The organism is Pseudomonadota bacterium, from assembly GCA_038533575.1.
GTDB lineage: Bacteria > Pseudomonadota > Alphaproteobacteria > Rhodobacterales > Rhodobacteraceae > Shimia_B.
Map to the genome: position 1 here is coordinate 1,219,200 of JBCAYL010000001.1, position 21,286 is coordinate 1,240,485.

Annotated in this window: 26 protein-coding genes; 12 read left to right on the forward strand and 14 right to left on the reverse strand. The window is 65.5% G+C overall.

What is annotated here, in order from left to right:
• Positions 1 to 237 precede the first annotated feature (237 nt).
• From infC to AAFM92_06230, 3 genes are all read left to right on the forward strand, one after another.
• Positions 238 to 783 carry a translation initiation factor IF-3 gene (gene infC, locus AAFM92_06220; GenBank protein ID MEL7299962.1) on the forward strand — a complete coding sequence of 182 codons (546 nt, stop codon included), beginning with the start codon at positions 238 to 240 and terminating at the stop codon, positions 781 to 783.
• Between the two features lie 116 nt (positions 784 to 899).
• On the forward strand, positions 900 to 2,120 hold the full coding sequence (locus tag AAFM92_06225; GenBank protein MEL7299963.1) for an acyl-CoA dehydrogenase: 1,221 nt from the start codon (positions 900 to 902) through the stop codon (positions 2,118 to 2,120).
• An 86-nt stretch (positions 2,121 to 2,206) separates the two neighbouring features.
• Positions 2,207 to 3,175 (forward strand): phosphoadenosine phosphosulfate reductase, encoded by a 969-nt coding sequence (locus tag AAFM92_06230; protein ID MEL7299964.1) that lies wholly within the window; start codon positions 2,207 to 2,209, stop codon positions 3,173 to 3,175.
• On the opposite strand, the gene ureG is transcribed toward AAFM92_06230, so the two are convergent.
• The 11 genes from ureG to AAFM92_06285 all read right to left on the reverse strand — a co-directional run bounded on the left by ureG (position 3,176) and on the right by AAFM92_06285 (position 9,546).
• Positions 3,176 to 3,784, reverse strand: coding sequence for an urease accessory protein UreG (ureG, locus tag AAFM92_06235; GenBank protein ID MEL7299965.1), 609 nt, complete (start codon positions 3,782 to 3,784; stop codon positions 3,176 to 3,178).
• Positions 3,781 to 4,401 (reverse strand): urease accessory UreF family protein, encoded by a 621-nt coding sequence (locus tag AAFM92_06240; protein MEL7299966.1) that lies wholly within the window; start codon positions 4,399 to 4,401, stop codon positions 3,781 to 3,783. Before AAFM92_06240 ends, ureG begins: the two co-directional genes overlap by 4 nt.
• Complete coding sequence (locus AAFM92_06245) at positions 4,391 to 4,834, reverse strand: urease accessory protein UreE (GenBank protein ID MEL7299967.1); 444 nt, start codon at positions 4,832 to 4,834, stop codon at positions 4,391 to 4,393. The genes AAFM92_06240 and AAFM92_06245 overlap by 11 nt, the downstream gene beginning before the upstream one ends.
• Before the next feature lie 19 nt (positions 4,835 to 4,853).
• Positions 4,854 to 5,066 carry a DUF1127 domain-containing protein gene (locus tag AAFM92_06250; protein MEL7299968.1) on the reverse strand — a complete coding sequence of 71 codons (213 nt, stop codon included), beginning with the start codon at positions 5,064 to 5,066 and terminating at the stop codon, positions 4,854 to 4,856.
• Between the two features lie 132 nt (positions 5,067 to 5,198).
• Complete coding sequence (locus AAFM92_06255) at positions 5,199 to 5,759, reverse strand: hypothetical protein (protein ID MEL7299969.1); 561 nt, start codon at positions 5,757 to 5,759, stop codon at positions 5,199 to 5,201.
• Entirely contained in the window at positions 5,756 to 7,453 is a 1,698-nt protein-coding gene (ureC, locus tag AAFM92_06260; protein MEL7299970.1) for an urease subunit alpha, read from the reverse strand. The genes AAFM92_06255 and ureC overlap by 4 nt, the downstream gene beginning before the upstream one ends.
• Positions 7,443 to 7,871, reverse strand: a complete 429-nt coding sequence (locus AAFM92_06265) for a hypothetical protein (GenBank protein ID MEL7299971.1) — start codon at positions 7,869 to 7,871, stop codon at positions 7,443 to 7,445. The genes ureC and AAFM92_06265 overlap by 11 nt, the downstream gene beginning before the upstream one ends.
• The gene (locus AAFM92_06270) at positions 7,868 to 8,173 is read right to left on the reverse strand and encodes an urease subunit beta (GenBank protein ID MEL7299972.1); all 306 of its coding nucleotides are present in this window, start codon (positions 8,171 to 8,173) and stop codon (positions 7,868 to 7,870) included. Before AAFM92_06270 ends, AAFM92_06265 begins: the two co-directional genes overlap by 4 nt.
• Complete coding sequence (locus AAFM92_06275) at positions 8,170 to 8,442, reverse strand: hypothetical protein (GenBank protein ID MEL7299973.1); 273 nt, start codon at positions 8,440 to 8,442, stop codon at positions 8,170 to 8,172. The genes AAFM92_06270 and AAFM92_06275 overlap by 4 nt, the downstream gene beginning before the upstream one ends.
• A gap of 5 nt (positions 8,443 to 8,447) precedes the next feature.
• Positions 8,448 to 8,750: an urease subunit gamma gene (locus AAFM92_06280; protein MEL7299974.1), complete on the reverse strand. Its 303-nt coding sequence runs from the start codon at positions 8,748 to 8,750 to the stop codon at positions 8,448 to 8,450.
• A 10-nt stretch (positions 8,751 to 8,760) separates the two neighbouring features.
• Positions 8,761 to 9,546: an urease accessory protein UreD gene (locus AAFM92_06285; GenBank protein MEL7299975.1), complete on the reverse strand. Its 786-nt coding sequence runs from the start codon at positions 9,544 to 9,546 to the stop codon at positions 8,761 to 8,763.
• Between the two features lie 166 nt (positions 9,547 to 9,712).
• Here AAFM92_06285 and pyrC point away from each other — a divergent pair, with 166 nt between their 5' ends.
• The 6 genes from pyrC to AAFM92_06315 all read left to right on the forward strand — a co-directional run bounded on the left by pyrC (position 9,713) and on the right by AAFM92_06315 (position 16,366).
• Positions 9,713 to 10,750 carry a dihydroorotase gene (gene pyrC, locus AAFM92_06290; protein MEL7299976.1) on the forward strand — a complete coding sequence of 346 codons (1,038 nt, stop codon included), beginning with the start codon at positions 9,713 to 9,715 and terminating at the stop codon, positions 10,748 to 10,750.
• 55 nt (positions 10,751 to 10,805) lie between these two features.
• A complete protein-coding gene (locus tag AAFM92_06295) occupies positions 10,806 to 11,471 on the forward strand; it encodes an orotate phosphoribosyltransferase (GenBank protein MEL7299977.1) in 666 nt (221 codons plus the stop codon).
• Positions 11,472 to 11,705: 234 nt separating this feature from the next.
• Positions 11,706 to 13,196, forward strand: a complete 1,491-nt coding sequence (locus AAFM92_06300; protein MEL7299978.1) for a replicative DNA helicase — start codon at positions 11,706 to 11,708, stop codon at positions 13,194 to 13,196.
• A gap of 152 nt (positions 13,197 to 13,348) precedes the next feature.
• On the forward strand, positions 13,349 to 14,383 hold the full coding sequence (gene alr / locus AAFM92_06305) for an alanine racemase (GenBank protein ID MEL7299979.1): 1,035 nt from the start codon (positions 13,349 to 13,351) through the stop codon (positions 14,381 to 14,383).
• 42 nt (positions 14,384 to 14,425) lie between these two features.
• Positions 14,426 to 15,808, forward strand: coding sequence for a DNA repair protein RadA (gene radA, locus AAFM92_06310; protein ID MEL7299980.1), 1,383 nt, complete (start codon positions 14,426 to 14,428; stop codon positions 15,806 to 15,808).
• The gene (locus AAFM92_06315) at positions 15,809 to 16,366 is read left to right on the forward strand and encodes a CvpA family protein (GenBank protein ID MEL7299981.1); all 558 of its coding nucleotides are present in this window, start codon (positions 15,809 to 15,811) and stop codon (positions 16,364 to 16,366) included.
• A 9-nt stretch (positions 16,367 to 16,375) separates the two neighbouring features.
• Here AAFM92_06315 and purF read toward each other — a convergent pair whose 3' ends face one another.
• Positions 16,376 to 17,896: an amidophosphoribosyltransferase gene (purF, locus tag AAFM92_06320; GenBank protein ID MEL7299982.1), complete on the reverse strand. Its 1,521-nt coding sequence runs from the start codon at positions 17,894 to 17,896 to the stop codon at positions 16,376 to 16,378.
• Positions 17,897 to 18,118: 222 nt separating this feature from the next.
• On the opposite strand from purF, the gene AAFM92_06325 reads away from it, so the two are divergent.
• Together AAFM92_06325 and AAFM92_06330 are read left to right on the forward strand one after the other, a co-directional pair.
• Positions 18,119 to 18,385, forward strand: a complete 267-nt coding sequence (locus tag AAFM92_06325; protein MEL7299983.1) for a hypothetical protein — start codon at positions 18,119 to 18,121, stop codon at positions 18,383 to 18,385.
• 31 nt (positions 18,386 to 18,416) lie between these two features.
• Positions 18,417 to 19,085: an SDR family NAD(P)-dependent oxidoreductase gene (locus tag AAFM92_06330; protein MEL7299984.1), complete on the forward strand. Its 669-nt coding sequence runs from the start codon at positions 18,417 to 18,419 to the stop codon at positions 19,083 to 19,085.
• Positions 19,086 to 19,108: 23 nt separating this feature from the next.
• On the opposite strand, the gene AAFM92_06335 is transcribed toward AAFM92_06330, so the two are convergent.
• Complete coding sequence (locus AAFM92_06335; protein ID MEL7299985.1) at positions 19,109 to 19,516, reverse strand: SufE family protein; 408 nt, start codon at positions 19,514 to 19,516, stop codon at positions 19,109 to 19,111.
• An 81-nt stretch (positions 19,517 to 19,597) separates the two neighbouring features.
• Between AAFM92_06335 and AAFM92_06340 the strand changes: the two genes are divergently transcribed.
• The gene (locus AAFM92_06340) at positions 19,598 to 20,065 is read left to right on the forward strand and encodes a hypothetical protein (GenBank protein MEL7299986.1); all 468 of its coding nucleotides are present in this window, start codon (positions 19,598 to 19,600) and stop codon (positions 20,063 to 20,065) included.
• 26 nt (positions 20,066 to 20,091) lie between these two features.
• On the opposite strand, the gene rnd is transcribed toward AAFM92_06340, so the two are convergent.
• Complete coding sequence (rnd, locus tag AAFM92_06345; GenBank protein ID MEL7299987.1) at positions 20,092 to 21,246, reverse strand: ribonuclease D; 1,155 nt, start codon at positions 21,244 to 21,246, stop codon at positions 20,092 to 20,094.
• Positions 21,247 to 21,286: the final 40 nt, after the last annotated feature.

The window sequence follows — 21,286 nt, forward strand, 5'->3', positions numbered from 1 at the left end:
GCCGCATCCTGCGGCACCCGCCTTCATAATGTGGGCACTGCCATAAAAATTCGGAAGCCGCACGGAGAGTTCCATGCAATTTCGGCCTGCCCTTGCGTGTCGCCGCGCCCCGGCGTGGCAACAATCCCCCCACGTGGCGCCGAGGCGGCCCCGTTGTCGGGAATGACCTTGAATCACGCCGCACGCGCGTCTATTTTGCGGCTTCGCAATCGGACCCACGATAAAAGGAAAAAGATCATAGCCCGCAGACCCCACAACGCGCCGCCAACGCGCGACACCGGACCCCGCGTCAACGACCGCATCCGCGCTCCGGAAATACGACTGATCGATGAAAATGGGGACAATGTCGGCGTGGTATCACCCTCACGGGCCATGGAAATGGCCGAGGATGCGGGGCTCGATCTCGTGGAAATCTCGCCCAACGCCAATCCGCCGGTCGCCAAGATCATGGATTTCGGCAAGTTCAAGTACGAACAGCAGAAGCGGGAATCCGAGGCCCGCAAGAAGCAGAAAACGATCGAGGTGAAGGAGGTGAAATTCCGCCCTAACACCGACACGCACGACTACGACGTGAAGATGAAAAACGTCTACAAGTTCCTCGGGAACGGCGACAAGGTCAAGATCACGCTCCGCTTCCGCGGCCGCGAGATGGCCCACCAGGAGCTGGGCCGCGACTTGCTGTTGCGGGTGGCCGAGGACACCAAGGAGCATGGCAAGGTCGAGAACATGCCCAAGATGGAAGGCCGCCAGATGATCATGCTCATAGGCCCCATCGCCAAATAGGCGGATCACCGCCAGAACGACCGACCGCGGGAGCCCCTGCCACCGGTCACGGCTGCAAGGGCGCAGCTTGAGCCCCGGGCCTCCCCAAGCTAGGTAAGCTGGCAAGGAGGCCCGCCATGAACGCACCCGCCAAGATCACGGCCAAAGACGCCCCCGAGCTCAATCGCTTCAGCTGGGAGGATCCCTTCCATCTCAATGCGCAGCTCGGCGAAGACGAGCGCATGTTGGGTGAGGCGGCGGCGAAATTCGCGGCCGACGAGCTCGCCCCCCGTGTCATCGCGGCCTATCGCGAAGAGACGGTCGCGCCCGAGCTCTTCGCCAAGATGGGCGAGGCCGGGCTTCTCGGCGCCACGGTGCCGGAGGCCTATGGCGGACTCGGCGCATCCTACACGGCCTACGGCCTCATCGCCCGCGAGATCGAGCGCATCGATAGCGGCTACCGCTCCATGATGAGCGTTCAGTCCTCGCTCGTCATCTATCCGATCTACGCCTACGGCTCCGAGGAGCAGCGCGAGAAATACCTTCCGGGCCTCACCTCGGGGCAGCTCATCGGCTGCTTCGGCCTCACAGAGCCCGATGCGGGCTCCGACCCCGCGGGCATGAAGACCCGCGCGGAAAAGACCGCGACGGGATACCGGATCACGGGCTCCAAGATGTGGATCTCCAACAGCCCCATCGCCGACGTCTTCGTCGTCTGGGCGAAGTCGGAGGCCCATGGCGGCAAGATCCGAGGCTTCGTGCTGGAAAAGGGCATGACGGGCCTCTCTGCGCCCAAGATCGGCGGCAAGCTCAGCCTGCGCGCATCAGTGACCGGAGAAATCGTCATGGACGGTGTCGAGGTGGGCGAAGACGCGCTCCTTCCGGGCGTCGAAGGCCTCAAAGGGCCCTTCGGCTGCCTCAACCGCGCGCGCTACGGCATTTCCTGGGGCGTCATGGGCGCGGCAGAATTCTGCTGGACGGCGGCGCGGCAATACGGGCTCGACCGCAAGCAATTCGGCAAGCCCCTCGCGCAGACCCAGCTCTTCCAGAAGAAACTCGCAGATATGCAGACCGAAATCAGCCTCGGCCTTCAAGGTGCGCTCCGCCTCGGGCAGATGATGGACGAGGGCACCGCCTCGCCCGAGCTCATCAGCCTCATGAAGCGCAACAACTGCGGAAAGGCCCTCGATATCGCCCGCGTGGCGCGCGACATGCATGGCGGCAACGGGATCCAGGAAGACTACCAGGTCATGCGCCATGCCGCGAACCTCGAGACCGTGAACACCTACGAGGGCACCCATGACATTCACGCGCTCATTCTGGGGCGCGCGCAGACCGGGCTGCAGGCGTTCTTCTGATCGCGCGATTGGCCCGGGCTGCTGCACAGTCAATTTCTGCGCGCGAATCCGGCGACACCGGGCCCGTGCCCGCGTAAGGTGGTGACATGATGCCGAAAGACAGTCCTCAACCGCGCCCCCTGCCCGATCTCTCCGAGCTCAACCGTCAGGATTGGCAGACCGCGCTGCGCGCGCATTGCGAAGACGTGGGCGATTACATCGAGCTCGATCCCGATCACCACATCATCCAGGTGGGGAGCGGTGCGCGGCTGCTCGTGACCTTCGAATCCGCATACGACATCCGCAACAATCACGATCTCGCGCTGCCCCACGGGCTGACGCTGGCACGCGAGGATCTCGATGCGACGGTCATGGTTGTGCTCTGCCAGCGGCCCACATGGTTCCGCGCGCCCGCGATCTACGCCTTCTTCGACGCGCTCACCGACGAGGGTGTCTTCGACGATTACGATCATGTCTGCTTTTTCGGCGCGGGCCTCGGGGGCTACGCGGCGGCGGCCTTCAGCGTCGCGGCGCCGGGCGCCGATGTCATCGCCATCAGCCCGCAGGCGACGCTCGACCCGAGGATGACGGAATGGGACCCGCGCTTCGTGGGCATGCGCAAACGCTCTTTTTCGGATCGCTATGGCTACGCGCCGGAGATGGCGCAGGCCGCGCGGCACCTGCTCGTGCTTTACAATCCCGATGAAGAGCTCGAGGCCATGCACGCGGCGCTCTTCGCGCGCCCGTCAGACCCGACAGGTCTCACGCGCTTCCGGTGCCGCTACTTAGGGCGCGATCTGCCTTCGGTCATGGAGGATCTGCGCATCTTGCCCGATGCGATTAAGCTCGGCCTCGACGGCAAGCTGGACCTCACCCGGTTCGCGCAACTCTTCCGGCGTCGCCGGGACTACGCGCCCTATCTCAGGCAACTCCTCAAAGAGGTGGAAGAGCTGGACCGACCCAAGCTCATCACCTGGCTCGCAGGCTCTTCGCTGAAGCGGAAGCCGATGCCGGCCATGCGGCGCGCCCTCAAACGCGTGGCCGAACGGGAAAAAGCCGCCTCCGCGGCAGAGTGATCAGAGCCCGCCTTCGCGCCGGATGAAGCTCACGATCTCGTCTACGCCCCCGCCGGATTTTAACGAGGCCATAACGAAGGGAAGCGTTCCGCGGTTCGCTGCGGCGTCACGTTCGAGCTGGGCAATGTCGACGCCCACGTGGGGCGCGAGATCGGTCTTGTTGATGATGAGAAGATCGGACCGGGTGACCCCGGGACCTTTCTTGCGCGGAATATCCTGCCCTGCCGCCGTATCGATGACGTAGAGCGAAAGATCGGCGAGCTCCGGGCTGAAGGTGGCCGCCAGATTGTCTCCGCCGGATTCGATCAAGATCAGCTCGAGATCCGGCAGGCTCGTGGTCAGATCGGCCACGGCGCGCAGGTTGATGGAGGCATCTTCCCGGATGGCCGTGTGCGGGCAGCCGCCCGTCTCCACGCCACGGATGCGGGCCTCCGGCAGCGCTTGGGCACGCAGCAGAAATTCCGCGTCCTCGCGCGTGTAGATGTCGTTGGTGATGACGGCCATGGAATGCTCTGCCGCCATCGCGCGGCAGAGCTGCTCTGTCAGCGTCGTTTTCCCAGCGCCGACGGGGCCGCCGATCCCGACGCGTAAGGGGCCGTTGCCGCTCATGTCCTGAAGATCCTCGCAGATTGAGCTTCGTGCGCCATGGCACTGAGATCGCTGAAGAATGCCCCTGTGGCAAGATCGTCGATACCGGTCTCCGCGGCCCTCTCTGCGAGCTCTGAGATCGTCTCTGACAAGCCGGCGAGGACGCGCTGCCCCTCGCTCTGCCCGAGCGGGACAAACCGCACGGCGCAGGAGACGAGATTGGACGCGAAGCTCTGCAAGTAGATCGCAGCGATGGTCGCGGGCGGCAGGGTGAATCCCTTCGTGGCCATCCCGACCGCCACCGGAAGCGGCGCTGCCGGGATATCGTGGCCCAATTCGGCCAGCGTATCGACGAAGGCCCGCCCCTGCGCTTCCGTCTCCTCCAGTCGTTCCTTGCTCCCGGCCACCGCACGCGCGATGGCGCTCACCTCTTCGCCACGCTGCGCCGCGCAGAGCAGCACCGCGTCACTCCAGCCGCCACCGGCGCAAAGGACAGTCTCCAGCCATGCCGCCAAGGTGCGGGCATCCTTCACGGTGCCGTCGGAAATGGCTGTCTCGAGACCGTGGGAATAGGCGTAGCTCCCCAACGGAAATGCAGGCGAGAGCCATTGCGTGAGCGCGAGAAGCTCAGTGGTCATGGGCATGCCCCATGGTGCGCCCGTGGCCATAGGCACCGCCTTCGGGGCGAAACGGCCCTGAAACCTCCGTGATCTCGGCTCCGAGTTGGGTCAGCATCTCGCGCAGGACCGGATCGGACTGGATGAGCAGGTGATCATCGTGCACTTCGCAGGGAGTATGACGATTGCCGATATGCCAGGCGAGCCGCGGCAGAGCGCCCTTGATCCTGAGGAGCGTCTCATCGGCCGCGCGCACCTCCACGGCGTCGCCAGACTCGAGCAGGAAAGCCTGCCCGGGCTCCACATGCGTCGTGTGCGGGAGATCGACAAGGAAGTCCGCGCCGTCTGACCGGACCAGACGTTTGCGGCGCAGAAGGCGCCCGGCATAATCGAGCGTCACATGGGCCACGGGCGCGTCGCTCGCACCCACGGCAGTTGCGCGGGGCAGGCTCATGCCCGCCCCCTAGCGCGGCTTAGAAGACCATCCGGTCCCGGAAGACGTGCCGGACGGCCGTCTCGCGTGTTAGTCCACGCTTGGCCAGCTCTTCGTCCGACATCGACATGAAATACTCGATTTCGTCCGAGCGTGCCTGCGCCCGACCGAACTTCACCAGGCCGTCGGTGACGGCTGTTCCAAGGGAGCGGAGGGCGCTGGTGACGGTGCGCCCGGCGGGGATATCTGACATGAATGCCATGCGGTGCCTCAGGGTCTGTCTTTCGATTGCCCCTGACGTAGCCACACCACCCGGGGCTGACATCCCCCATGTCCGGGACCCCGCCATGCACCTCATGCAAAGCCTTTATCCGATTGATACCGCTCACCATTCTACCCCCACGACCGAGACTTCGCCGGAGAGAGCACCGTTCTCCGCCCAGCGCACCCGGACGCCTGTGCCCAGCGCAGGATACCAATGAAAGAACGTCGTGTAGCCACGCTCTTCCCCGAGGGAGACAGAGGTGGCCACGCCCCAAACCTCGAGCTCGCAGTCGCCGAGACGCACGCGCGTGGGCGTGTCGCCCACCGACACGGAAAACACGCCGGGAAAGGCAAAGCGCTGCTGGGTGGTGACGAGAGCGATGTCTTCCGTCAGGCCGAGCCGTGGATAGGGAAGCGCCGCGAGCCCCGCCGGCCAATCGTGGGTGAGCCGGGTCTGGCCCACTTCGGAGACCAGAGGGTAGATCCCGTGGAGCGCCGTGCGCGCCTCGCCGGTATCCTCGCCCAGCGTCGTCAAAAGCCGAGCCTCGATCATGTCGGCTTGCGCCATGTGCCGCTCGATCTGCCCGGTGTCGAGAATGAAGGCGACGCCGGTGGCGAGGTCGTCGGCCGCGGGGCATGCCAAAACGGGCGCGGCGAGGCTGGTCAGGAGGAGGGCCTTCAAAAGAGAAAGTACCTCTGCGCCATGGGCAGCTCGCTCGCAGGCTCGCAGGTCAAAAGATCCCCATCGGCGCGCACCTCGTAAGTCTCGGGGTTCACGTCGACCTCGGGCGTCGCATCGTTGAGCACCATGGAGGATTTTCCGATGCCGCGCGTGTTCTTCACCGCCACCGTCTTCTTCGCGAGGCCCAGATGCCCTGTCTCGGCGCCCTCGCTCACGAAGAGCACGGCGGAGTTCTCCACGTTTCGCCCCATCGCGCCGAACATCGGCCGCGTATAGACAGGCTGCGGCGTGGGGATGGAGGCGTTGGGGTCTCCCATCTGTGCGCAGGCGATGGACCCGCCCACGAGCACCATCTCCGGCTTCACGCCGAAAAAGGCAGTGTTCCAGAGGCAGAGATCGGCGCGCTTGCCGGGCTCGATGCTGCCGATCTCTCCGCTGATGCCGTGCGCGATGGCGGGGTTGATCGTGTATTTGGCGATGTAACGGCGGACGCGGAGATTGTCGTTGTCGCCCGTCTCGTCCGAAAGCCGCCCGCGCTGCACCTTCATCTTGTGCGCCGTCTGCCAGGTGCGGATGATGACCTCGCCCACGCGACCCATGGCCTGGCTGTCGGAGGCGATGATGGAGAAGGCCCCCATGTCGTGGAGGATATCCTCGGCGGCGATGGTCTCCCGCCGGATGCGGCTCTCGGCGAAGGCCACGTCTTCGGGGATCGACTTGTCGAGATGGTGGCAGACCATGAGCATGTCGAGATGTTCCTCGAGCGTGTTCACGGTGTAGGGCCGCGTGGGGTTCGTCGACGACGGGATCACGTGAGCGAGCCCGCAGACCTTGATGATATCGGGCGCGTGCCCCCCGCCCGCACCCTCGGTGTGGAAGGCGTGGATCGTGCGGCCCTTCATGGCCGCCACGGTGTTTTCCACGAACCCACTCTCGTTCAGCGTGTCGGTGTGGATCATCACCTGCACGTCCATGTCGTCGGCCACGCTGAGGCAGGTGTCGATGGCCGCGGGCGTCGTCCCCCAATCCTCGTGGAGCTTCATGGCGCAGGCCCCGGCCTTCACCATCTCAACGAGCGCATCCGGCCGCGAGGCGTTCCCTTTGCAGGAGAGCCCGATATTGACGGGCACAGCGTCCAAAGCCTGCAGCATCCGCCCGATATGCCACGGCCCCGGCGTGCAGGTGGTTGCGAGGGTGCCGTGCGCCGGGCCCGTGCCGCCGCCGAGCATCGTGGTCAGCCCCGAATGTAGCGCATCCTCGATCTGCTGCGGGCAGATGAAATGGATATGCGCGTCGAACCCTCCGGCGGTGAGGATCTTGCCCTCGCCCGCGATGGCCTCCGTCCCCGGGCCGATCACGATGTCGACGCCGGGCTGCGTGTCGGGGTTCCCCGCCTTGCCGATGGCCGCGATGCGCCCGTCTGTGAGGCCCACATCGGCCTTGTAGATGCCTGTGTGGTCCACGATGAGCGCGTTCGTGATGACGGTATCGACGGTGCCCTCGGCCCGCGTGCGCTGGCTCTGCCCCATCCCGTCACGGATGACCTTACCACCCCCGAACTTCACTTCCTCACCATAGGTGGTGAGGTCCTTTTCCACCTCGATGATGAGGTCGGTATCGGCGAGCCGCACCCTGTCCCCGGTCGTGGGCCCATACATGTCGGCATAGGCCGCGCGAGAGATTTTAGCGGGCATGCGAAGGCTCCATCGATTGTATTGAAAGGATCGCGTAGGCGACGAAGGTCCAGAAAAGCCACAAGCCAGCGAAGACAAGCTCCGTGCAGGGGTCAAGAAACGCCTCCCTCACCTCTGTGAGGTAGTCCGCGCTGCAGCCTTCGCTTGGCAACAGCGTTGCCAAATCAAGCCAAACAAGGATCGGCACGACAAAGACGCTGGTCAAAAGGTAGAGCGCGCCGCCGATGGCGATGGCGAGTGTCAGCCGCGCCCATCCATGGTTCAGCTCGCGCACGTAGAAATGGAAACAACTGGACAACAAGAGCAATCCAACGAGCATGTCCAAGAAGGTCGGCACGCCCGAAGACATCATCACAGATACGAGAGTTGCGGCCAGGAAGGTGATGATCGCGATCGAGAACGAATTGCCCTCCGTCACAGCTTCCCCATCACTTTCTGATTGAAGCCGTAGACCTCGCGCGCGCCGCTGAGAGGGACGAGCGACACCTCCCGCTGTTGCCCAGGCTCAAAGCGCACCGCCGTCCCCGCCGCGATGTCGAGCCGTTTTCCCATGGCCGCATCACGGTCGAAATCGAGCGCAGCGTTCGTCTCCGCGAAATGATAGTGGCTGCCCACCTGCACGGGCCTGTCCCCGGTGTTGGCGACCATGATCACCGTGACCTCCGCGCCAGCATTGATCTCGATCTCGCCCGCGGCGGGCAGCACCTCGCCGGGGATCATCCGATGGCCTTTCTGATGGCGGCCACGATCTCTGTGCCGAAGAGCCCCAGAAGCCCGCCCAAGAGGATCGCGAAGGCAGACACGGTGGACGCCGAAAGCGCCACGAGGATGCCCACGACGAGCAGGCAGACCGCGTAGGACAAGGCCAGCGCGTCCTCCGTCTTGATGTCGATCTTATCGAGCAGGACCTTTTCCAGTGCGCCCACCAAGGGCTCCTGCACGAGGCGGGAGGCAAATCCCGCGGCGATGGCCAAGATGAATGCAAGCATGGTCGCTACCTTATTGGATGGTGAACGGTGACGAGCTTGGTGCCGTCCGGAAAGGTGGCCTCGACCTGCACGTCGTGGATCATCTCGGCGATGCCCTCCATGCACTGGTCCGCGCGGATGACGCCCGCCCCCGCCTCCATGAGATCGGCCACGGAACGGCCGTCGCGCGCGCCTTCGACGACAAAATCGGTGATGAGGGCGATGGCCTCGGGATGATTGAGCTTCACCCCCCTTTCCAGCCGCCCACGGGCCACCATGGCCGCGACGGAGACGAGGAGCTTGTCTTTTTCTCTCGGTGTCAGGTTCATCTTAAGTCCTTCAGACGGCCCAGACGCGGGGCAGATGCCCGCCGGTGAGCTGGCGCAGCACGGGGGCGAGCGCGGTTTTGAGTGGCCAGAGGTCAGGAAATGCGCCGCGGATGACGCATTTTCCGCCCCAGGCGGAGGCATGAAGACCGGGCGGCAGATCGAGGGCGATATCCTCGGCATCAGGGCCCCAGTAAAGAAGCGTGGCGATGGCCCGCGCGTCGCGGAGCCCGGCCGCCTTGCCGATGAGGCGCGCATCGAGGGCGAGCGCGTCTAGCCATTGCAGCCCGTCCGCGTGAAGCTCGCGGCGGTCCATGAGACGGAAGCTCGAGAGCCGCTCCCCCATGGCCGCGCGACCGAAGACAAGCATTTCGAGCGCAAGCACGCGCGCGCCGGGCGCGGCCTCGATGACCGTCCGACGGCGGAGGGCCGATGCGTCGAAGAGGATCGTTTCCTGGGGCAGCCAGAAGAGCGTGGCGCCCGGGCCCGCGCGCAGGGTGACGTCCACCCGCGCGTCCGCCCCGGTACTCGCATAAGAGCGTTCGGCGGTCTGCGTCGTCAGCATCAGCGCGCCGTCATCGATGCTGGCATCGAAGGCGAAGCTGTCTCCGCCGGTGAGCCCACCCGCCGTGTTGAGAAAGACTGCCTCTGGAAAGGCGCCGTGGCACGCGGGGATCATCACCTTGCCGGAGCCGGCCTGCGACAGCCCGGTGATCCGCCGACCGCGGAACGCGACGCGCGCGCGCCCGCGTGCGCGCTGCATGGCGCGCGGCTGGCTAGGCTGCGGCAGGTCGAACATCGCTCCCCCAAGTCGTCTCGGCCCCACGTTAGGCGCAGGGAGCCGCGCCTCGCAACGCCCATGGCCCGATCCCGCACGACGCGCGGGCAATTGCCCAAGGATTGGGCACTCATGCCCGTGCATTCGCAGGCTGGCCCCCCTGCCCGTTCCGCGCTACGAGCGGGCCATGGTGCAAGAGCTCACGATCCGCCGCCCCGATGACTGGCACGTCCACTTTCGCGACGGAGAGATGCTGCGCGGCGTGCTGCCAGAGACCGCCCGGCATTTCGGACGCGCGATCGTGATGCCGAACCTCGTGCCCCCGGTGCTCACCGGTCAGGATGCGGCTTCGTATCGCAAGCGCATCATGGCTGCGCTCCCGCCGGAGATGGCCGGCTTCCAGCCGCTGATGACGCTCTACCTGACCGAGGAAACCGATGCGGGCGACCTCGCCGCCGCCCATGCCGCGGGCATCGTGACGGCCGCGAAGCTCTACCCCGCGGGGGCCACGACAAACTCTGCCTCGGGCGTGCGGGATTTCGACCGCGTCCGGCCCGTGCTCGAGCGCATGGCCGAGATCGGGATGCCGCTCTGTGTCCACGGTGAGGTGACCGACCCCGCCATCGATATCTTCGATCGCGAGGCCGTCTTCATCGACCGCGTGCTCGACCCGATCCGCCGCGCCGTGCCCGCGCTGCGCGTGATCATGGAGCATATCACGACGTCAGAGGCGGTGACCTACGTGGCCAGCGCGAGCGCCAATCTCGCAGCCACCATCACCACGCATCACCTCATCATCAACCGCAACGCGCTCTTCAAGGGCGGCATCCGGCCCCATTACTTCTGCCTGCCCATCGCCAAGCGCGAGACCCATCGCAGCGCTCTCGTGAAGGCCGCAACGAGCGGCGACCGGCGGTTTTTCCTCGGCACCGACAGTGCGCCCCATGCCACCGACGCCAAGGAAAATGCCTGCGGCTGCGCGGGCATCTTCACGGCTACGAATACGATGAGCTGCCTCGCCCATGTCTTTGAGGCCGCCGGCGCGCTCGACCGGCTCGAGGCGTTCACGTCGCTCAACGGGCCACACTTCTACGGGCTCGCGCCCAACGAGGCGACGATCACGCTGGAGAAGGTCGCGCCGGACTACCCGACACGGATCGAGACGGGCGCAGGGCCGGTGATCCTCTTTGATCCCGAATTTCCGCTTGCGTGGCGCGTGCGGTGACGTCTCAGGCGGCACTCCGGGAAAGACACTTATGGAAAGATGAAGGAGCGCAGCGATGAGCTTTGCATCGAAAGAGGAAATGGCGCGCCTGACAGCGCGGATGCTGCTTGAGATCGGCGCGGTGAATTTTCGCCCAGAAGAGCCCTACATCCTCGCCTCTGGCAGGCCGTCGCCGTCTTACATCGATTGCCGGAAGCTCATCTCCTTTCCCCGGATCCGCAGCACGCTGATGGATTTTCTCGTGGCCACCGTCATGCGCGACGCGGGCTTCGAGGCCTTTGACAACATCGCGGGCGGCGAGACGGCGGGGATCCCCTTTGCCGCGCTCGTCGCCGAGCGGATGGCGCTTCCGATGACCTACGTGCGCAAGAAGCCCAAGGGCTATGGGCGCGGGGCACGGATTGAGGGCCACATGGCCGAGGGCGAACGGGTCCTGCTCGTGGAAGATCTCACGACCGATGGCGGCTCGAAGCTCTCCTTCGTCGATGCCATCCGCGAGGCGGGCGCGGAGTGCGGCCACACCGCGGTGATCTTCTATTACGGGATCTTCCCCGAAACGGAGAAGACGCTTGGGGATCACGGGGTGAATCTGCACCATCTTTGCACATGGTGGGACGTGCTGGCCGAGGCGCGGGCGCAGGGCGCCTTCTCCGCGCAGGCGCTTGAAGAGGTTGAGAAATTCCTTCACGCGCCCGCGGAGTGGCAAGCGGCCCGGATGTAGGCCGCGAATTGTACACATGATTTTTGCACGCCCCGGATCGTGGATAACTCGCTGATTCTGCGCGCAAAGAATTCATCATGTTGCGGTTTGCGGCGAAGCTGACCCCAAATATTGATTGCTTACGCAACGTTAATTTGTCACCCTCCACTGTATGGGCCGGGTTACTCACAGATTTATCAGAGGTTCCCAACGCACCCGCGCGTGGCTAATCACTCCCGCATTGAGGAGCGCAGCATGAACGAGATCGCCACGCTGACGGGGGCCATTCAAAGCGCCTCCGCAGACCAAATGCCCCATTCCATCGAGGCCGAGCAGCAGCTTCTCGGGGCGATCCTGACGAACAACGATCTCTACGATCGCGTGGCATCCGTCATTGGGCCGGAGCACTTCTACGATCCCGTCCATGCCCGGATCTGGGAAACGGCGGCCGCGCGCATCACCAAGAATGCGCTGGCCTCTCCGGTGACGCTGAAGGCGTTTCTCGAGGACGATGAGGGCCTCAAGGAGCTTGGCGGACCGGCCTATCTGGCGCGGCTCGCCGGGGCCGCGATCTCGGCCTTCGCGGCGCGGGACTACGCGCAGATGATCTATGATCTCGCGATCCGTCGGGAACTCATCGCCGTCGGCCACGACATCGCCGACCGGGCCGCGCGCATGGATGTCGCGAGCGAACCGCGCGAGCAGATCGTCGAGGCCGAGCAGGTGCTCTACAAACTCGCCGAACAGGGGCAGAGCGACACGGGCTTCCAAAGCTTCCTCAAGGCCGTCACAGACGCCGTGCAGGTCGCCAACGCAGCCTACCAGAGGGATGGGGGGCTCGCAGGCGTCTCCACAGGCCTCATCGACATGGACAAGAAGCTGGGCGGCCTTCACCGGTCGGACCTGCTCATCCTCGCAGGCAGGCCGTCGATGGGAAAGACATCCCTCGCCACCAACATCGCCTACAACATCGCCAAAGCCTACAAGCGCGGCCTGACCCATGACGGTCAGGAAGGTGCGGTGAATGGCGGTGTGGTTGGCTTCTACTCCCTCGAAATGAGTGCCGAGCAGCTCGCCGCGCGGATCCTCTCGGAGGCGGCCGAAATCCCCTCTGAGCAGATCCGTCGCGGCGACATGACCGAAGGCGAATTCCGCCGCTTCGTGGAAGCGGCCAAGCAGCTCGAAAGCTGCCCTCTCTTCATCGATGACACGCCCGCGCTGCCCATCAGCCAGCTCGCCGCGCGCGCCCGCCGCCTCAAGCGGACCCACGGGCTCGACGTGCTCATCGTCGACTATCTCCAGCTCGTGCGACCTGCCTCGGCCAAGGACAGCCGGGTCAACGAGGTCTCCGAGATCACGCAGGGCCTGAAAGCTATCGCCAAAGAACTCGACATCCCCGTGATAGCCCTCTCCCAGCTATCGCGCCAAGTCGAGGCAAGGGACGACAAACGGCCTCAGCTTTCAGACCTGCGTGAATCGGGCTCCATCGAGCAGGACGCCGACGTGGTGATGTTCGTGTTCCGCGAGGAATATTATGCCGAGCGGGAGAAGCCCTCGGACGACAAGCTCGACGCCATGGCCGAATGGCAGGAACGCATGGAGCGGCTCCACGGCAAAGCGGAAGTCATCATCGGCAAGCAGCGCCACGGCCCCATCGGCACCGTAGAATTGAGCTTCGAGGGCCGCTTCACCCGCTTCGGCAATCTCGTGAAGCCCTGGCAGCAGAACGAGCGCGGCGATTTCTAGGGGCAGAGTCTTGCCACTTTACGATGCAGTTCCGGCCAGTTTGGCCATTGCACGCCCCTGATTTTCACTTTTCCGATCTCGGGCCCCTGCGGCCCACGGCCCGCGCCGCCGTAACCAGTTGACGGCGCATCTGGCGAAAGTGACAAGCAGGCATGGCCACCGGCACTCTCACCATCGATCTGGACGCGCTCGTTGCGAACTGGCGGGCGCTCGACGCCAAGTCCCGCGCGGAGACGGGGGCCTGTGTGAAGGCGGACGGCTACGGGCTCGGGGCTGAGCAGGTCTCGACGGCGCTGGCCCGCGCGGGATGTCGTACCTTCTTCGTGGCCGTGGCCGAGGAAGGCGCGGCGCTTCGGAAGGCTTTTGGTGATGGCCCCCGGATCTGCGTTTTCGGCGGGCATATGGAAGGCGATGCGGGCGAGATCGCGGCGCACGATCTCATCCCCATGCTCAATGCCCCCGAGCAACTGAGCCGACATCGGGATGCGCTGCCCGATGCCCCCTTCGGCATCCAGCTCGACAGCGGCATGAACCGCCTGGGCCTCGAGCCAGACGATTGGCGCGATGCGCGTGAGGCCCTCCCCGGAACGCCGGAGATGGTGATCTCCCATCTCGCCTGCGCGGACGAGGCCAGCCACGTTATGAACACGGTACAGCTCGAGGCCTTTCGCGAGATGACGCTCGGCGTGGCAGAGACCCGCTCGCTCGCGGCCACCGGCGGCATCCTTCTGGGCGAGGAGTACCACTTCAACCTGACCCGCCCGGGGATCGGCCTCTACGGCGGCGCGCCCTTCACGGAGGCGGCCCCGGTCGTGCGGCTCTCGCTCCCCGTGATCCAGGTCCGCGACGTGGCCGTGGACGAGACGGTGGGCTACGGCAACATCTGGAAAGCAGATAGACCGAGCCGCATTGCCACGCTGTCCGGCGGCTATGCCGACGGCCTCATCCGGGCTGTGGGACGCGACGCCAGCCTCTATGCCGGCGACAGGGCCTGCCAACTCGTGGGGCGTGTTTCCATGGATCTCATCACGGTCGATGTCACCGATCTGCCCGAGGTACCCGACGCCCTCGATATCCTCTGCCACGCGCAGCGGGTGGATGATCTGGCCACGTCCGCCGGCACCATCGGCTACGAGATCCTGACCTCGCTCGGCGCGCGCTACACGCGCCGCTATATCGGCGGCTAACGCGCCCCTTGCCCAGCGCGCGACCGCGCGGCATGACGGGCCATGGCCAAGACATCCTATGCGTGCAGCGCCTGCGGGGCGGTTCATTCCAAATGGGCAGGGCAATGCGACACCTGCGGCGCGTGGAACACCATCGCCGAAGACCGCGGGCTCTCCGCCGCGGGCCCGGGCAAGAAGACGCTCGGCGCCACCCGCGGGCGCGCGCTTCATCTCTCGGATCTGTCCACGGAAGAAGCGCCCCCGCCCCGCACCGAGGCGGGCGTGGCGGAGCTTGACCGGGTCCTCGGCGGCGGGCTGGTGGAGGCCTCGGCGCTCCTCGTGGGCGGCGATCCGGGCATCGGCAAATCGACCCTCCTTCTGCAGGCGGCAGCGCGCTTCGCACGGAACGGGCTGAAGGTCATCTATATCAGCGGCGAAGAGGCCGCTGCGCAGGTCCGCATGCGTGCAAGCCGCCTCGGTCTCACCGAGAGCCCAGTGCTCCTTGCCTCGGAAACCAATCTTCGCGACATCCTCACGACGCTCGATGCCGAGAAGCCAGACCTCGCCATCATCGACTCGATCCAGACGATGTGGGCCGATCACGTGGATGCGGCGCCGGGCTCGGTCTCACAGGTGCGCTCGGCGGCTCACGAACTCACGAGCTTTGCCAAGCGGAAGGGCATCGCCGTCATCATGGTGGGCCATGTCACGAAGGAGGGCCAAATCGCGGGCCCCCGCGTCGTCGAGCACATGGTCGACACGGTGCTCTACTTCGAGGGCGAGCGCGGGCACCAGTTCCGCCTCTTGCGCGCGGTGAAAAACCGCTTCGGCCCCGCAGACGAGATCGGCGTCTTCGAGATGACCGGCAAGGGCCTCGTGGAGGTGAAAAACCCCTCCGCCCTCTTCCTCTCCCAGCGCGGCACGCCCGCGGCGGGCTCGGTCGTCTTTGCCGGCATCGAGGGCACGCGGCCCGTCCTCTGCGAAATCCAGGCGCTCGTCTCCCCCTCGCCCCATGCCCAGGCAAGGCGCAGCGTGGTGGGCTGGGACGGCGCGCGGCTCGCCATGATCCTCGCCGTGCTCGAGGCGCGCTGCGGCGTGCCCTTTGCCGGGCTCGATGTCTATCTCAACGTGGCGGGTGGCATGCGCATTTCGGAGCCTGCGGCCGACCTCGCCGTGGCCGCGGCCCTCGTCAGTGCACGGGAGGACGCTCCGCTCCCCGAGGACACCGTCCTCTTCGGTGAGATCTCGCTTTCGGGCGCGCTCCGGCCCGTGTCGCAAGCTGAAAATCGGTTGAAAGAAGCTCAGAAACTTGGTTTCACCGCCGCGATCGTGCCACCGCTTTCCAAGCGCATCGCCGATCAGGGCGTAAAGCTCACACAAATGCCCGATTTATCAGGCTTTGTGACCGAAACATTCGGGGCAATGTCCCCATCGAAGGGCAGTTAGATGGACGGCTTCACGCTCATTGACGGCATCGTCGGCGCGCTCATCGTGGTGTCGGCGCTGCTGGCGTATTCCCGCGGCCTGACGCGGGAACTCCTGGCCATCGCGGGCTGGATCGTGGCCGCGATCCTCGGCGTCGTCTTCCTCGAGCAGGCTCAGCCCCTCGTGCGACAGGTGCCCTATGTGGGCGATTTCATCGGCGACAGCTGCGAGCCCTCGGTCGTGATCTCCTTCGGGGCCGTCTTCCTCGTGGCGCTCGTCGTCGTCTCGCTCTTCACCCCGCTTCTGAGCACGCTCGTTCAGCGCTCGCCGCTGGCCAGCGTCGATCAGGGGCTCGGCTTTCTCTTCGGGGTGGCGCGGGGCGTGCTCCTCGTGGCGATTGCCTTTTTCATCTACGACACCGTCATCACCGCGCAGAATATCGACATGATCGACCAGTCGCGCTCTGCGGCCGTCTTCGCCAATTTCTCCGACACGATCCAGGAGCAGGATCCCGAGGCCGCGCTGAGCTGGGTGACCGCGCAATACGACACGGTGATGGCCTCCTGCGATGAGGCCTGAGGCGCGGCCTCACGTCCCGGTGGCGAGGCGCTCCCTGTTCCACGCTGACGGCGCCGGCTCGTCCATTTTCTGCGAGACACGGTCGGAGGCGTCGAGGTCGTCGAGATACTCCGCGCTCACGGAGCCCGTGACGTAGACACCATCGAAGCAGGAGCAATCGAACTGCGCGATCTCGGGGTTGCCCTCCCGCGCGGCCCAGATCAGGTCTTCGAGCTTCTGGTAGAAGAGCGCGTCGCATCCCAGCTCGGCGCGGATGTCCTCGATGGAGCGCCCGTCCGCGATGAGCTCGCGCTTCGTGGGCATGTCGATGCCGTAGACGTTGGGGTATTTGACCGGAGGTGAGGCGGAGGCGACGTAGACCTTGGCGGCCCCGGCCTCACGACACATTTCCACGATCTTCTTGATCGTGTTCCCGCGTACGATCGAGTCGTCGATGAGGAGCACGTTCTTGTCCTTGAACTCTAGCGGAACGGCGTTGAGCTTCCGGCGCACGCTCCGCTGCCTTTGCCCCTGCCCCGGCATGATGAAGGTGCGGCCCACGTAGCGGTTCTTCACCAGCCCCTCGCGGTAGGTGATGCCGGTGATGTTGGCAACCTCGAGCGCCACCGGCCGCGCCGAATCCGGCACCGGGATGATCGCATCGATATCGAGCCCCGAGGCCGCGATCTGGCGCGCCAGCGTCTCACCCATGCGGATCTGCGTCTTGTAGACGGAGATGCCGTCGAGCAGGCTGTCGGGCCGCGCAAGATACACATACTCGAAGATGCAGGGCGTGAGCTGCCCCTCCGCGCATTGGAACGAGTGCATCTGCCCCTCGAGGTCGATCAGGATCGCCTCCCCCGGGCGCAGGTCGCGCAGTTTCGTGAAGCCGTTGATGCCGAAAGCGACGTCCTCGGAGGCGAAGGCATAGTCGGAGCCGAACATGTCGTTCTTGCGCTCGGCCACGCTCAGCGGGCGGATGCCATGGGGGTCGCGGAAGGCGAGCATGCCCACCCCGTCCACGAGCGCGAGGCAGGAATAGGCACCCTGCACGCGCTCCATCGTCATCTTCACTCCCGCGAAGACGGTCTGCTTGGGGTCCGTCGTGCCCATCACCTTGATCGCGTCGCCAATCTTGTCGGCGAGCACGTTGAGAAGGATCTCGCTGTCGCTGTTGGTGCGCAGGTGACGGGAGTATTTCCCCTTCACCTTCTGGCGCTGCTCGGCGGTGTTGGTGATGTTGCCATTGTGGACGAGCGTGATCCCGTAGGGCGCGTTCACGAAAAAGGGCTGCGCCTCGGCGGCACTGAGCGAGCCCGCCGTCGGATAGCGGCAATGCCCGATGCCCACGCGCCCGCGGAGGACCTCGGCATCTTCGGGACGGAAGACATCCTTGACGAGGCCGTTCTCTTTCCTTTCCCGGAAGAACTCGCCGTCATAGGTCACCATACCAGAGGCATCCTGCCCGCGGTGCTGCAGCATGAGGAGGCCATCGTAAAGCTCGGGAAAGACCGGGTCCGATGTGTTCGCGACCCCGAGAATTCCGCACATGCGTTCGCTCCGACTGCGTTGGCTCCGCGCCTCCTACCCCGGCGCAAAGCGAAAATACAGCCACCAAAAGGAGGCTGTGCAACAATCTTGTTACATGCCCCTCGAGCTTGCCGCGAGAAATGGCCCGGTCGCGCCGCAATGACGCAGCGAAAGCGGCCTCTGCCTCTTCAGGACGCAGTTCGATGACGATATCTGCGCCGCGCACAACCAACGAGCAGCAAAATGACGAATGCAGTTGCGGGCCAAGCGGGCAATCTCGCCACGCAAGAGGACGCCCTGCCTCATGGCGGCCTCCGCCTCCTGGGAACCATGGGCAGCGCCAGCGCCCCAGAAGCCCTCCTCCTTCTCGGCAGCGACGTCCTCCGCGTCACGCCAGGAGATACGGCGGGCACGGCCCGCATTCTGGCCATCGAGCCCGGACGCGTCATCGTGGAGCACCGCGGCGCGGCCCGCGCGCTGGCCATGCCGGGCCAGGAGGAAGCGGGTTGACGGCAGCGCCCACCCGCGCGAAGGCACGCTCATGAAGGACCAAGCGGACAATGCGCGCCCGGTCGCACTGATCACCGGTGCCTCCCGCGGGCTCGGGGCAGCCTTAGCCGAGGCGCTGGCGCCCGGGCATCACGTCATCGCCGTGGCCCGCACAATCGGCGCGCTCGAGGAACTCGACGACAGGATCAAGGCGAAGGGCGGCGAGGCAACGCTCGCCCCCATGGACGCCACCGATGCGGGCGCGATGCAGCACCTGTGCCGCTCGATCCATGATAGGTGGGGGCGCGTGGATTTCTGGGCGCACACGGCGATCCATGCCGCGCCGCTCTCTCCGGCCACGATGATCCAGGACAAGGATTGGTCAAAGAGCGTCGAGGCCAATCTCAGCGCCATGCAGCGCCTCGTGGGCTATGTCGCGCCGCTGCTCGGCCGCGAGGGAACAGCGCTCTTTTTGGATGACCCCATGCCCGCCACGGCGTTTTCGGGAAGCTACGGGGCGACTAAAGCGGGCCAGATGGCGCTCGCGAAAGCCTGGCAGGCAGAAACCGTCCGCACCGGGCCGCGGGTGGTCATCGAGACACCGCCGCCCATGCCCACCGCGCTGCGCGCGCGCTTCCATCCCGGCGAGCCGCGCGATGCGCTGGAGCAGCCCGCCGCTGTGGCCGCCGCCCTGCTCTCGCGCGTATTCGCCGCGACCTAGGCGACCTAAGTGACCTGAGAGGCCTACGCCGCCTTTGCTGCCGTCTCTTGAATGCGCTGAACCATGGCCTTGAGGCCGTTCGAGCGCTGGGAGCTCAAATGCTCTGTGAGGTTCAGCCGGCCGAGCTCCGCACGGACATCGACCTTGGCCGCTTCCTCGGGCGTAAGGCCGTTGTAGAGCGCGAGCAGCACCGCGATCAGCCCCTTCACGATCATCGCGTCGCTGTCCCCCTGCAAGCTTAGCGCGCGCCCGCCCCCGTCATGGAGCCAGACCTGGCTCGCGCAGCCCTCGACCTTGGTCGCGGGCACCTTGAGCGCGTCGTCCATCTCGGGCATCGCCCGCCCCAGCTCGATCACGTGGCGATAGCGGTCTTCCCAGTCGTCGAGGAACTCGAACGTCTCTACGATCTCCTCGAAGTCGGCCTGCGCCATGAAATGCTCCTTGAATTCCGCGCCTTTTCAGGCGCTTCCCTTTGAGCTAGGCACATAAGCGTAAGTGCGGGGGAGGCCAACATGGCGCGGCTGATTTGTCTGATGCTCGTGGGCGTCCTTTGCCTGGGCGGTTGTGCACGGATCTCGGAAAGCAGGTTCAACCCGCTCAACATCTTCCGGGGAGACGACACGCCCCGCGCCATCGACCCCGCCACCATCCGCCCGCTCGTGCCCGCCGATCGCGTGGTTCAGAGCGTGGACGCGCGCCCGCTCGTGGCTGCGATATCAGAGCTGGAGGTCACGCCGACGGTGGGCGGCGTCATCGTCCGGGCCCGGGGCACCGCAACGGCCGCCGGCGCCTATTCGGCAGACCTCACGACCGCGCAAGCCAGCGCTGAGGGCATCACGCTCGATTTCCGTGCCTTCCAGGGCCGGGGCCCCGGTGGCGGGCAGGTCACCGTCGCGCGGTTTCTCTCCGATGCGGAGCTCGGCAGCGCGCGCACCGTATCGGTGCGGAGCGCGTCGAACAGCCTGAGCCGCCGCCGCTAACACCGCGGAAATTCCGCACTCAAAGGCTACAGATTAACAAGCTTCACGCGCTCGCCTTTCACAGCGAGCGCCACGGATCCATCGCAGAGACGCATGGCATCCGCGCCGAAGACCTCGTGACGCCAGCCCTTCAGCGCAGCAAGGTCACGCTCCCCCGCGGCAATGGCATCGAGGTCTGACACCGTCGCGATAAGCTTCTGGGCCACGTTCTTCTCGTCCGCTTTCGCCTTCAGAAGCACGCGCAACAGATCGGCGAGCGCCGGGTTCACCTGGAGCTTCTCGCGCGAGCGATCCACTTCCGGGTAATCCTCTGGTCCCATGGCACTGGCCCGCTCCACGGCTGCGAGGATCCCGTCAGCGATCTCGCCTTTCCTCGCCTCGCGCAGGAGCAGGCGTGAGCGGCCCAACTCGTTGATGTTCTTTGGCTTCGTCGAAGCCAGCTCCACGAGCGCATCATCCTTGTAGACCCGGCTCCGCGGCACGTTCTTTGTCTGCGCGTAGCCTTCGCGGAACTCCGCGAGTTCCTTGACGTAGGCCATGAACTTGGCCGACGTCGTCCGCGTTTTCACACGCTTCCAGGCCGTCTCGGGCGCGATCTCGTAGGTGGCGGGGTCGGTGAGGATCGCGAGCTCTTCCTGCACCCAGCGCGCGCGGTCCGTGCGCTCGAGCTCTGCGGCGAGGAACTCGTAGATCACGCGCAAATGCGTGACATCGCCGATGGCGTATTTCTTTTGCGCGTCCGTCAGCGGACGGCGGGACCAGTCCGTAAACCTCGAGGACTTGTCGAGCCCTTCCTTCGCGATCTTGCGGACGAGGGTCTCGTAGCCCACCTGCTCGCCAAATCCGCAGACCATGGCCGCGACCTGCGTGTCGAAAAGCGGCTCCGGGAAGACGCCGTGCTCGAGGAAGAAGATCTCCAGGTCCTGCCGTGCCGCGTGAAAGACCTTGACCACGTTCTCATTGCGAAAGAGCGCCAGCATCGGCTCAAGCGAGAGCCCGTCGACGAGCGGGTCCACCAGCACCGCGGCGTTCTCGGCCCCGGGATGGGCGATCTGCACGAGGCAGAGCTTCGAATAGTACGTCCGCTCCCGCAGGAACTCGGTGTCGACGGTGATGTAGGGCTGGCTCTCGCAATCGGCGCAGAACGCGGCGAGGTCCTCGGTCGTCGTGATGGTTTTCATCGGCGGGCGTGCTTTCTCTTTTCTTCCCCGGCGGTTCCGG